Source organism: Maribellus mangrovi (assembly GCF_037646455.1).
Taxonomy (GTDB): Bacteria; Bacteroidota; Bacteroidia; order Bacteroidales; family Prolixibacteraceae; genus Draconibacterium; species Draconibacterium mangrovi_A.
In genome coordinates this window covers 277081-289615 of sequence record NZ_JBBIXN010000003.1, presented here as the reverse complement: position 1 = coordinate 289615, position 12535 = coordinate 277081, and the positions used below count along the sequence as shown (strand labels likewise).

12 protein-coding genes are annotated in these 12535 nt (G+C 42.5%); 2 read left to right on the top strand and 10 right to left on the bottom strand.

Annotated elements, in window-relative coordinates; all coding sequences use genetic code 11:
* Together WFY05_RS14145 and WFY05_RS14140 are read right to left on the bottom strand one after the other, a co-directional pair.
* Entirely contained in the window at window positions 1-657 is a 657-nt protein-coding gene (locus tag WFY05_RS14145; protein WP_340113545.1) for a GNAT family N-acetyltransferase, read from the bottom strand.
* Between the two features lie 8 nt (window positions 658-665).
* Complete coding sequence (locus tag WFY05_RS14140; protein WP_340113544.1) at window positions 666-1184, bottom strand: arginine repressor; 519 nt, start codon at window positions 1182-1184, stop codon at window positions 666-668.
* Between the two features lie 184 nt (window positions 1185-1368).
* Here WFY05_RS14140 and carA point away from each other — a divergent pair, with 184 nt between their 5' ends.
* Together carA and carB are read left to right on the top strand one after the other, a co-directional pair.
* Window positions 1369-2451 carry a glutamine-hydrolyzing carbamoyl-phosphate synthase small subunit gene (carA, locus tag WFY05_RS14135; RefSeq protein WP_340113543.1) on the top strand — a complete coding sequence of 361 codons (1083 nt, stop codon included), beginning with the start codon at window positions 1369-1371 and terminating at the stop codon, window positions 2449-2451.
* Window positions 2448-5678: a carbamoyl-phosphate synthase (glutamine-hydrolyzing) large subunit gene (gene carB / locus WFY05_RS14130; RefSeq protein WP_340113542.1), complete on the top strand. Its 3231-nt coding sequence runs from the start codon at window positions 2448-2450 to the stop codon at window positions 5676-5678. The genes carA and carB overlap by 4 nt, the downstream gene beginning before the upstream one ends.
* Window positions 5679-5741: 63 nt before the next feature.
* Here carB and WFY05_RS14125 read toward each other — a convergent pair whose 3' ends face one another.
* From WFY05_RS14125 to WFY05_RS14090, 8 genes are all read right to left on the bottom strand, one after another.
* Window positions 5742-5888, bottom strand: coding sequence for a hypothetical protein (locus WFY05_RS14125; RefSeq protein ID WP_340113541.1), 147 nt, complete (start codon window positions 5886-5888; stop codon window positions 5742-5744).
* 112 nt (window positions 5889-6000) lie between these two features.
* On the bottom strand, window positions 6001-6312 hold the full coding sequence (locus tag WFY05_RS14120; RefSeq protein ID WP_340113540.1) for a heavy-metal-associated domain-containing protein: 312 nt from the start codon (window positions 6310-6312) through the stop codon (window positions 6001-6003).
* A gap of 30 nt (window positions 6313-6342) precedes the next feature.
* Window positions 6343-6813 (bottom strand): DUF302 domain-containing protein, encoded by a 471-nt coding sequence (locus WFY05_RS14115; RefSeq protein WP_340113539.1) that lies wholly within the window; start codon window positions 6811-6813, stop codon window positions 6343-6345.
* A 165-nt stretch (window positions 6814-6978) separates the two neighbouring features.
* Window positions 6979-7890: a cysteine synthase A gene (gene cysK, locus WFY05_RS14110; RefSeq protein WP_340113538.1), complete on the bottom strand. Its 912-nt coding sequence runs from the start codon at window positions 7888-7890 to the stop codon at window positions 6979-6981.
* A 275-nt stretch (window positions 7891-8165) separates the two neighbouring features.
* On the bottom strand, window positions 8166-9509 hold the full coding sequence (locus WFY05_RS14105) for an ABC transporter permease (protein WP_340113537.1): 1344 nt from the start codon (window positions 9507-9509) through the stop codon (window positions 8166-8168).
* A 25-nt stretch (window positions 9510-9534) separates the two neighbouring features.
* The gene (locus WFY05_RS14100) at window positions 9535-10458 is read right to left on the bottom strand and encodes an ABC transporter ATP-binding protein (RefSeq protein WP_340113536.1); all 924 of its coding nucleotides are present in this window, start codon (window positions 10456-10458) and stop codon (window positions 9535-9537) included.
* 277 nt (window positions 10459-10735) lie between these two features.
* Window positions 10736-11896 carry a hypothetical protein gene (locus WFY05_RS14095; RefSeq protein ID WP_340113535.1) on the bottom strand — a complete coding sequence of 387 codons (1161 nt, stop codon included), beginning with the start codon at window positions 11894-11896 and terminating at the stop codon, window positions 10736-10738.
* An 18-nt stretch (window positions 11897-11914) separates the two neighbouring features.
* Window positions 11915-12532: a c-type cytochrome gene (locus WFY05_RS14090; RefSeq protein ID WP_340113534.1), complete on the bottom strand. Its 618-nt coding sequence runs from the start codon at window positions 12530-12532 to the stop codon at window positions 11915-11917.
* Between the last annotated feature and the right edge of the window lie 3 nt (window positions 12533-12535).

Sequence of the window (12535 nt, the reverse complement as noted above, 5' to 3'; positions counted from 1 at the left end):
TTAATCTTTTTTTACTGACTTATCTTTTTTAGCTCCCATACCGGGCTTCAATCTCGGAATGAGATCTAACAAACTTCTTTTTTTTATGCCGTTGACACTTTTGAAATTGGGTTTCTCCCACGCCGGATTGTACAACATTCCGGTGCACAAACATTTGCTTCGGCCGGTTCTTTCCAGGATATCGTGATTTACACAACCCTCACATCCTTTCCAAAACTGATCGTCCATGGTAAGTTCCGAAAAAGTTACCGGACGATAACCCAGCTCGTGGTTGATTTTCATTACCGCCAAACCGGTAGTTAAACCAAATATTTTTGCATTCGGATATTTTTTTCGTGAAAGTTCAAACGCTTTCTTTTTGATTTCCTTGGCCAAACCAAGTCCACGGTATTCTTCAACAACAATCAATCCCGAATTCGCCACAAAACCCTTTTCCTGCCAGGTTTCGATGTAGCAAAAACCAGCAAAAACGTCACCGTAGGTAGCAATTATCGCTTTGCCTTCATTAATTTTTTTACTGAGGTATTCGTTGGTACGGCGGGCAATACCTGTGCCCCGCTGTTTCGATGCCAAATCAATGGCATCATTAATATCATCGATGTATTTCAGATGTTTCTCTGTTGCTATTTCAACTTTAATATCTTTAAGACTCTTCATGTTTTCTGTTATAACTTTTCTCTCAGTTTTGGCATTATTTTAATCAATGCCTCCATCAAATCGTTTTTTGATATCCCTTCCCGCTGTATAATTAATATCGTATCGTCCCCGGCAACTGTACCAAGGATTTCCCAGGGATCGGCTTGGTCGATTACCACCGCAAAACTACTGGCATAACCGGGCAATGTTCGCAACACGGCCAGGCTCCCCGAAAACTGAAGGCTTTTAAAACCATCAGCCAGGTAATTCACCCGGATCTGCTCAGCACTATTTACCGCCTGGTCATTCCCGGAAGGAATGGTATACACATAACCTTTTACCGGATGCGGCACTTTTGCCACCTGCAAAACTTTCAGGTCGCGCGACAAAGTAGCCTGCGTCAGGTCGTAACCCTTTCCTTTCAAAACCGCTAATAACTGCTCCTGACTGTGAACATTACCGCCCTGAATAATTCTCCTGATTTCTAATTGCCTTTGTACTTTATTCTTCACTGAATAAATATTCATTTTAAATGCAAATTTATGCATTTCTTTGTTTTTTCAAACCTAAATCTCAGAATAATTGTTATTTTTGCAGCGATATTGATTTTAGCTTAAGGTTACGATCTTTATAAATGGGAAATAATACTTATCTGAAAATACTTGAGAGAGATAACTGAAATGCGTTTGTTCATTTAGGGCAAACGCATTTTTTTTAATTACGCAGTTGAATATGTTTAAAGTAAAACAGGCAAAATTAACATTGGAAGACGGTACCGTTTTTATCGGGAAATCTTTCGGAAGCGAAAAGGCAGTAGCCGGCGAAGTTGTGTTTTATACCGCTATGACCGGTTATCCTGAAAGTTTAACCGATCCTTCTTACACCGGCCAGATTCTGGTTTCGACCTACCCGATGATCGGGAATTATGGTGTTCCGGTTGGGCACAAGGAAAACGGCATTCATAAGTATTATGAATCGCACAAATTACACATCTCCGGACTGATCATCTCCGACTATTCGTTCGAATTCAGTCACTGGAATGCAGAAAAGTCATTATCTGACTGGCTGAAAGAATACGAAGTGCCGGGATTATTTGACATTGACACCAGAGCCTTAACAAAAATTTTACGTGAGAAAGGCTCGATGCTTGGAAAGATTGAATTTGAAGAAGAGATTGATTTTTACGATCCTAACAAGGAAAACCTGGTGGCCGTTGCCAGCTGCACCGAACGTGAAGTTTATGGCGAAGGTGAGCACAAAGTTGTTCTGGTTGATTGTGGCGTAAAAAACAATATTATCCGTTGCCTGCTAAACAGAAATGCAACTGTGATCAGGGTGCCGTGGGATTACGATTTCAGATCGGAAGAATTTGATGGTGTTTTCATTTCAAACGGTCCCGGCGACCCGGCCATGTGCGATGTAACGGTAGAGCACATTAAATCGGTTATTGGCGATGAAAAACCGATAATGGGAATTTGCCTCGGGAACCAGTTACTGGCCCGGGCTGCCGGAGCTGACACTTACAAACTGAAATACGGTCACCGCAGTCATAACCAGCCTGTTCTTTTGGAAGGAAGCAATAAATGTTACATTACTTCACAAAATCACGGTTATGCTGTTCAAACAGAGTCGCTGCCTTCCGACTGGGAGCCACTTTTTACCAATGTGAACGACAACACCAACGAAGGAATCCGTCATAAATCCAAGCCATTCTTCTCCACTCAGTTTCACCCGGAAGCATCGAGCGGCCCGACTGACACCGAGTTTTTGTTTGACGAATTCATTAAAAACATTGAAGAAAGCAAGAAATCATGATAGAAACACATATTAAAAAAGTTATTGTTCTGGGGTCGGGTGCCCTAAAGATTGGGGAAGCCGGTGAATTCGACTATTCCGGTTCACAGGCGTTAAAAGCATTGAAAGAAGAAGGTGTTGAAACGGTTCTGATCAACCCGAATATTGCAACCATCCAGACTTCGGATAACATTGCCGATAAAATTTATTTCCTTCCGGTTACGCCACATTTTGTGGAGGAAGTGATCAAAAAAGAAAATCCACAGGGAATCCTGTTGGCTTTTGGTGGCCAAACAGCATTGAACTGCGGGGTGGCACTTTACAAAACAGGAGTACTCGAAAAATACAACGTTGAAGTTGTTGGTACACCGGTCCAGTCGATCATCGACACGGAAGACCGCGACATTTTTGCCAAAATGCTGGGCGAGATCGGTGTAAAAACGCCAAAAAGTATTGCAGCTGCAAACATGGCCGAAGCCAAAGCAGCTGCGAAAGAGGTGGGTTTTCCGATTATCATCCGGGCAGCTTATACGCTTGGTGGTTTAGGATCAGGTTTCTGCGAAAACGAAGAAGAACTGGAAAAACTGGCCGGGAGTGCTTTTTCCTACTCTCCACAGATTTTAGTGGAAGAATCGATCAAAGGCTGGAAAGAAGTAGAATACGAGGTAGTGCGTGACAAATACGACAACTGCATCACGGTTTGTAACATGGAAAACTTCGATCCGCTGGGAATTCATACCGGAGAAAGTATCGTCGTTGCTCCGTCACAAACTCTTACAAATTCAGAATACCATAAACTTAGGGCAATTTCAATAAAAATTATCCGCCGCGTTGGAGTGGTTGGCGAATGTAACGTTCAATTCGCACTTGATCCGAATTCGGAGGATTACCGGGTTATTGAGGTGAATGCACGTCTGTCGCGTTCATCGGCACTGGCATCAAAAGCTACCGGATATCCACTGGCTTTCGTAGCTGCAAAACTCGGTTTGGGTTACGGACTTCACCAGTTAAAAAACTCGGTAACCAAAGTAACCACTGCGGCTTTCGAACCTGCACTCGACTACTGTGTAGTAAAAATACCGCGCTGGGATTTGAGCAAGTTCGTTGGTGTTTCTAAAAACATCGGAAGTTCGATGAAATCGGTGGGTGAGATTATGGCCATCGGACGAACTTTTGAAGAAGCCATTCAGAAAGGAATTCGAATGGTTGGACTCGGAATGCATGGATTTGTTGGGAACCGCGAGGAGATCAACATTCCTGAAATTGAGGAAGAGTTGACCAATCCGACCGACCGCAGGATATTCGCAATTGCAGAAGCTTTTAACAAAGGTTATACGATCGATGAAATTCACGATAAAACAAAAATCGATCGCTGGTTCTTACAAAAGCTAAACAACATTTACAAAATAAAACAGGAGCTAAAAACAGTAAACGAATTGGAGAAAATACCGATTCCGCTGTTAAAAGCGGCAAAACAAGCCGGTTACTCCGATTTTCAGGTGGCTCGACTTGTCCTGAACAGCAAGAATGTGAATATAAATGAAGACATTCTTAAAGTTCGGGAATACCGAAAAGCCAATGGCATCGTTCCGGTAGTAAAACAAATCGACACGCTTGCCGGAGAGTATCCTGCACAAACCAATTACCTGTATCTTACGCATAATGGAACAGAGAATGATGTCCATTATTTAGGCGATCATAAATCGGTGATGGTGCTTGGTTCCGGTGCTTACCGTATCGGTAGTTCGGTGGAATTCGACTGGTGTAGTGTAAACACGATAAATACTATAAAAGAACAGGGCTACCGTTCGGTAATGATCAATTACAACCCGGAAACGGTAAGTACGGACTATGATACCTGCGACAGGCTTTATTTTGATGAGTTGACTTTTGAGCGGGTTATGGATGTTTACGATCTGGAGAATCCACATGGAGTTGTGGTTTCCATGGGTGGTCAGATTCCGAATAACCTGGCCATGAAATTGCATGGTCAGAATGTTCCGGTACTCGGAACTTCGCCGGTGAAGATCGATAATGCCGAAGACCGCGAGAAGTTTTCTTCTCTGCTGGATACATTGAATGTTGACCAGCCACGCTGGGCAAGACTTTCAACCATTGAAGAAATTCACAAGTTCGTCGACGAAGTGGGTTACCCGGTTCTTATTCGCCCATCGTACGTACTTTCGGGTGCTGCAATGAATGTGGTTTCGAACCCGGATCAGTTGGAGCATTTCCTTGAAATGGCCGCCAATGTTTCGAAAGAACACCCGGTGGTAGTAACCGAATTTATCGAAAATGCTAAGGAAATAGAGATCGATGCGGTGGCGAATAAAGGAGAAATGATCGCTTACGCCATTTCGGAACATGTGGAATTTGCCGGAGTTCATTCGGGCGATGCCACCATCGTTTTCCCACCGCAGAAATTATATGTGGAAACGATCCGCCGCGTAAAGAAGATTGCTCGCGAGATCGCTAAAGGACTTGAAATTACCGGACCATTCAACATGCAGTTTCTGGCTAAAGACAACGATATTAAGGTGATTGAGTGTAACCTGCGTGCATCGAGGAGCTTCCCGTTTGTTTCGAAGGTTATGAAACTCAACCTGATTGAGATTGCTACGAAGGTGATGCTCGGAATCGATGTTCCGAAACCGGATAAATCGCTTTTCGAACTGGATTATGTTGGAGTTAAAGCACCGCAATTCTCTTTTGCCCGATTGCTAAAAGCCGACCCCGTTCTGGGCGTGGATATGTCGTCGACCGGGGAAGTGGGTTGTATTGGCGAAACCTACTACGAAGCCATTTTGAAGGCTATGTTCTCGGTGGGTTATACCTTCCCGAAAAAGAACATTCTGATTTCGTCGGGTCCTTCACGCGGGAAAGTTGAATTGCTGAACAGCGCACGTTTGCTGGTTGAAAAAGGGTATAACATTTTTGCCACCGAAGGAACGCACAAATTCTTCCGCGATAACGGTGTTGAAAATACACTGATCTACTGGCCGGATGAAACAGGACAATCACCAAATACGATGGACATGATTCGCGACAAAAAGATCGACCTGGTGGTTAATATTCCGAAAAACCATACACAACGCGAGTTGAAAAACGGTTATCAGATCCGACGCAGTTCAATCGATTACAATATTCCACTTATTACCAACGCCCGGGTTGCCAGCGCTTTCCTTTCAGGAATTTGCAAATACAGCCTCGAGGATATAAAAGTGAAGAGTTGGGAAGAGTACAAATAGACTATTTGGAATCTGACTAATAATATTAAAAAAGCTCCGGCCAAATTGACCGGAGCTTTTATTTTAGTTTAAAATAATGTTCATTTTCCATTTCTTCGATTTCCTGAATACATGAATCGTGTTTTCAGAAATCCCCGAGCGAATACCAATTCTGGCTTTCCAAACCGGCCCTCGCTCTTTCATTTCCAGTTTGTCGTTGTTCTCTTTCATGCTTTTTTTCTTTTATTAATCTCATCAGGCTTCATGAGCAATATACGCATTCTACAAATATTATACCTAATTCGAATATAAGAAATTGAGAACAGTACAGTGTTTATATCTCTTATTCTGAAGATTTTACCCTGTAACCACGTTTTTCAACGGCTTTTTCAAGGTCATCCATCTTCACCAGCGAAGCATCGTATTTTACTACTGCCGTTGAGTCTTCAAGTGTTACTGATACTGATTCCACTCCTTCAACACCATTAATCCCTTTGGCAACCGACATTACGCAATGATCACAGGTCATTCCTCCAATACTTAAGGAGGCTTCAACAATTTCAGCCGGTGCAGCTGATTTTTCTTCGGTCTTTTTCTCACCTGAACTGCAGGCAAACAATCCCACAGCTAACAGCACGATTAAAAATTTTTTCATTGGTTTTGATTTTTATTGTTACAATGTTTTTCAGTTCAGTATCGGCTGCAAAATCTGCAGATTTTCGGCACTGGCGGCTCCCATTACCTCTTTAGCGGTTTTTCCCATAAACTTCGATAAAAATCCTGAATTCATCATCGAAACATACGTTTTTCCATCTTTTTCATAAACCGACACTCTACAAGGCATCATAGCCGAAAGTGGTCGTTCTTTATCGCTTTTCAGAATCTCATACGCGTGCTCGGGTTTGCACAGCGAAAAAACTTTTACCGGTTTTACCGAAAATCCGTGTTTACTCATCGTAGCCTGAAGATTGTACTGATGCGGCATGCTCCAGTTATTATCTTTTACCGATTGCTCGATAGCAGCCACCGTTTCATCGAAACCCAATTTACTTTCTTGCTCCACAAACATCCGCTGAGGTAAAACGGCAATAATTACGACTAAAGTCAGCACCACTCCCGAAAATGCTCCAAGTATAAAAGTTAGTCCTTTTTTCATTTTATAACCTTTTAATTTTAACCCTAAGAACAACTTTATATTGCTTTTGTTCTATCAATTTTGTTGATCATAGATTGGCAACCTTTTGATTATAAACAAAAAAGGACCCTCTCCGTCAAACAACGAAAAGTATCCTTTCACTTTTTATGCTGTAAATATTCTTATCTAGTACAGGCCTTCAATACTCAGGTAACGCTCGCCATGGTCGTAGCTAAAGGTAAGAATGCGCGAACCTTTGGGCAGCTCTTTAATTTTTTTGGCTACTGCCGCCAGCGATGCACCGGAAGAAATTCCGATAAACAAACCTTCTTCTTTGGCCGCTTTCTGTGCATATTCGAAAGCTTCTTCTTTGGCAATTTCAACAGTCCCGTCGAGCAATTCAATATTTAAGTTTTCAGGAATAAAACCTGCACCAATTCCCTGGATTCCGTGCGGTCCGGGTTCGCCTCCACCGATTACCGGGCTGGTATCGGGCTGAACCGCAAAAACCTGCAGGTTAGGGAACTGCTTTTTAAGCACTTCGGCAACACCGGTGATATGGCCGCCGGTACCCACTCCCGTTATCAGATAATCAATTCCTTCCGGAAAATCGTTCAATATTTCCTGGGCAGTAAATTTCCGGTGTGCATCAACATTTGCCGGGTTATCAAACTGTAAAGGAATCCATGAGTTTGGAATATCGGCTGCCAGTTCTTCGGCTTTAGCAATCGATCCCTTCATTCCTTTTTCTTTGGGTGTCAATTCCAGTTCGGCACCCAGGGCAAGTAACACTTTGCGGCGTTCCAGCGACATGGATTCGGGCATGGTAAGTATTAAGCGATAACCTTTTACGGCTGCTACCAAAGCCAACCCAATACCGGTATTTCCCGATGTTGGCTCAATAATCACCGACCCTTCTTTTAAAATTCCTTTGCTTTCCGCGTCTTCTATCATTTGCAGCGCAATACGATCCTTGATACTTCCTCCGGGATTGGTTTTTTCCACTTTTACCCAAACCTCGTAATCGTCGGGAAATAGTCTGCTTAAACGTACATGTGGCGTGTTGCCAATGGTTTCGAGAATGCTGTTTGCTTTCATTCTAATAATTTTTTGAGTTATACTGTTCTGTTAGTTTCATAAAAAAAAAGCCCTCCTGAACTTAGGAAGGCTTTGCTGTATCTTATTCTTATTACAATCTGATCAACACACGATGTTACCTTCCCTTTGACTAAGAGAATAACAACACATACAAGCATTAGTTTTGGTAATCATCATAATGCTAGCAATATAGGTAATTTTTACTGAATCTAAATAATAAAAGGCAAATTAATCTGAAATACTTTCTGAAAATTTACCTGCATTTAACAACAGGCTTAATTCTTATACCGTAGCCATTTTATCAATTCCTTCAGGTTTACTTTTTTCCCGTACATCAGCAAGCCGACACGATAAATTTTTGCTGCTGCCAGTATGGCTCCCACTGTAGTAAGGATCAAAAGGAACATGGAAAGCAATAATTCCCAGGTGGGTAAACCATACGGTATTCGCGCCATCATGGCCACCGGCGACGTAAATGGTATGATCGATGTCCAGAACGCCAATTGTCCTTCCGGATTTTTTGCGATGGGAAATAACAACATGATCGAAAGAATCAGCGGGAAAGTAACCGGGAATACCATCTGCTGCGAATCCTCGTCGTTATCGACAGCTGCTCCAACAGCACCCAGCAGAGCACTGTACAAAAGGTAACCTCCGATAAAGAAAAATACAAATGAGAACAGGATAAGCGGAATGTTCAGATTAGCAATCATTTCCATGGCCTCTGTCATTTTATTGGTTTCAACGGCCTGTGTCATGGCGGGATTCATTCCACCTTGTGCTTCCATTAAACTTTGACTCATTTGCTGTGCCGACTCCGGAGAAAAGAACAAACCCTGGACTACCACCAGTGAAATTCCTCCAAGAATCACCCAAATAGCCACCTGTGTTAATCCAACCAGGGCAGTTCCGATTACTTTTCCGGCCATCAACTGACTGGGTTTTACCGACGAAATAATAACTTCGATAATGCGGTTCTTTTTCTCTTCCATTACACTCCGCATTACCATGGCACCGTACATAAACACAAAGAAATAAATGATCAGGCCCATGGCATAACTTGCAATAAAAGCCACAATCGAGGAGCTCTTTTTTGCTTCTCCTTTATCGGATATTTTCAAAGTACTCAGTTTTACCGAGGTGCGCGTTTGTGCCAGTTTGTTATCGAGATCGGGGATGCCCGACTCGTCGATGATCTTTTGTCGCTTATCATTTTCAATAAAACGACTGAGTTTGCGCTCGATCTGCTCAGCCAATTCAATGGGTAACTGCTTCTCCGAAATCAATTGTGCCTGGTTACTGCTATATATATTTCCCGGGATGTAAAGCAACCCGTAATACTCACTTCCTTTTATATTCGATTTTAACTCAGCGTATTCTTCCTTCGGAATGAAATAATACTTTGTAGTTCCCGAATCGTCGAATTGCCCCATAAAAAGTGTCGATTCGTCGTAAACTGCAATTTTTCGTTCTTCGGTATCATCCTTAATCGAAAAATAAATGACCAGCCCGTAAACGCCGGCAATCAGAAACGGAGTAAGAATGGTTAGAATGATAAACGATTTCTTTTTTACCCGTTTCAGGTATTCTTGTTTTAGTATGAGGAATGTATTGTTCATGATTCAATTTTTTCTGAGGATTGATTTATTTCTTGTTGGCTTCTTCCACAGCTTGGATAAACACATCGTTCATACTGGGAATCAGTTCTTCAAAGACACGGATCTCTGCGGCCGGCATCAGTGCTTTCAGCAGATCGTTATTCGAATTACCATTCAGGTACTGCACTTTCAGGGTGTTGCCTTTTTCGCTTTCTGAATGCTCCATAATTTTGTATTGGCTTCCAAGTAAGCGATTCACCTCCGAAAAATCTCCGGTGTAATTAATGTCGAAAATGTTCGATTTGTATTTTTCACGGATCGCATCCGTTGGTCCGTCTTCAATTTTTACCGATTTGTTTATCAGTGCAATATGGTCGCACAATTCTTCTACCGATCCCATGTTATGTGTCGAGAAAATAATGGTTGCACCGTCGTCGCGCAATTTCAGGATCTCCGATTTCAAAAGGTTGGCATTTATCGGATCGAAACCGCTAAAAGGTTCATCAAAAATCAGCAGTTTTGGTCGGTGCACAATGGTAGTGACAAACTGCACCTTTTGCTGCATCCCTTTCGAAAGTTCCTCCACTTTTTTGTTCCACCAGGCCATAATGTCAAATTTCTCGAACCAGGTTTTCAGGCTGCGAATGGCATCGCCACGCGACATTCCTTTTAATCGCGCCAGGTAGATGGCCTGCTCCCCGATTTTCATTTTTTTGTACAGCCCGCGTTCTTCCGGCAGGTAGCCAATATTCGATATGTCGGCCCGGGTCATAGGCTTTCCGGCCAGTAAAATTTTGCCGGAATCGGGGGCTGTAATCTGGTTAATAATGCGAATTAGTGTTGTTTTGCCTGCACCGTTTGGCCCCAGCAATCCAAAAATGCTTTGTTCCTGTACCGAAATGCTGACATCGGTTAGTGCCTGAGTGGAGGCAAAAACCTTGTTAACTTCCCGCGCTTCGAATAATTCCATATTGTTGTTTATTGAGTAGTATAATTAAGTCTGTGCAAATTACGGTTTTGATGGATATATTAAGAATTAAAAACACAAAAGCTGAAAAAATTATCGGTGAATGGAGAATATTAAGTGATAAAACAAGAACCTGGATGACCGATCAATAAACAATTTCTACTTCTTCTGATGAAATCGAAAAAAGCGTCTCAAGAACAAGACAACACAAAAAAGCACATTCCGAAACCGGAACGTGCTGAATCCTTTGTTTGAATGTGTATGTTACAACAGGAATCTGCTAGAAATGATGCTGTATACTTTCTTCGAGGTAAGGATGCTTTTTGGGGACCAAACTTGCCTTAGCCAAAGTGGTTCCTACTACCCACGAGAATAAACCGGCAAAGCCCAGGAAAGTACCAACTTCGAGCAATCCGAATTTAGCCTCATGCACCATTGCAGGCCAGATTATATAATACAATTCGGTATATTGCCCGATAATCAGTAACAGAATGACCGGGAACATGTAACGTTTTCCGCGCGATGTTTTACGTGGCATAAGCGCGAGGAATGGAATGGCCCAGTTCAGAATAATGTTGGCAAAAAACAGAACTTTGTAAGCCCCGTGCCAGCGATGAACGAACCAACTTGTTTCCTCCGGAATGTTACCGTACCAGATAAGCATGAACTCGGCAAAGTTGAAGTATCCCCAAACAATGCTTGCCATGAAAATATAACGGGTAAAATCGTGCAGGTGACTTCGGTTCATCAGTTTGAAATAACCTTGTCGCGAAAGCAGGATCACAATTAACGCGATCACTGAATTGGCGTGCATAAATGCAGCGATAAAGCTTTTCCCGGCAAACAGGGTACTGAACCAGTGCGGCTCGAGCGACATCAGCATATCTACAGCAAACAAGCTGAATGTAAAAGCAATAATGAAAATAAATATTTTTGAATATAACTCCGATTTCTCAAAATAAGCCATCCCTCCGACTTCATCTTCTTTAAGTGAAAGCTTACGAAGAATTCTCGACATAATAATCCATACAGCAAAAAACACAACTACCCGGATAAAAAAGAACGGGACGTTCAGATATGGCGACTTGTGTTGTAGCAAATGATCATGCTGAACAACGTCCTCGTGTGTCCATTCGAAAATGGAATGCATTCCAAAAAACAGAAGTAAAAAGAGTACAGCGGCGAAAGGAAGAAATGCCACCATAGCTTCCGGCACCCGCTTGAACATGGCCGACCATCCCGATTGGGTAATGTACTGTATAGCACCAAAAAAGGCGGCACCAACAGCCAGCGAAACAAAGTAATAATTGTTTAACAGGTAATTGGCCCAGGTACGTTCGGCATCGAAAATAAATCCCAGCGCAAACGAAAGCACTCCAATGCCCATTAACACATAAGTGATCAGTTTAAATCTGTTTGAAACTACAAATCGCTCTTCCATTTTTGGGTATTTTGAAATCTATTTCTGTAATTCTTCTTTAATGTACATCGCAATTTTCCAGCGATCTTCAGGCTTGATCATCGAACCGTGTTCGCCCATCACACCGTGTCCCACCGTTATCACGTGGTAAATATCCGCTTCGGGATTTACCATCATTTTTTCGCTCAGCAAACTGGCCGGCGGATAAGGATATTTTTTGCTTGTATACAAACTTCCCTGCCCGTCACCTTTTTCGCCATGGCATTGCATACAATAAATGCCATACATACGTTCTCCGCGATCAAGATTAACGGTGGTCATTTCCACATCGTTCACCAGTGTTTTGGCAGCCAGTGCACGGTCAGAGTCTGATTTTTCGTAAGGGTAAGGCACCATTCCGCGCGGGATGGTACCGGGTACGGGTGGCTGCATGGTTTTGCCATCATTAAAATTCGGGTTGGGTGTGTAACTCTCGTAGGCCGGCGATTTTACCATATCGTCGAAATATTGCCAGCCGGTTGTTCTGCGGTTATAATCGCACGATGAAATCAAGGCAAAAGTTAAAAGCAGAAAGGTAAAAATCAAGCCTTGCTTCATGCCCTTTTTTCCTTTCATATTATCGTTTTTATTCGTAATGCTCATATCTCTTAATCTCATGTC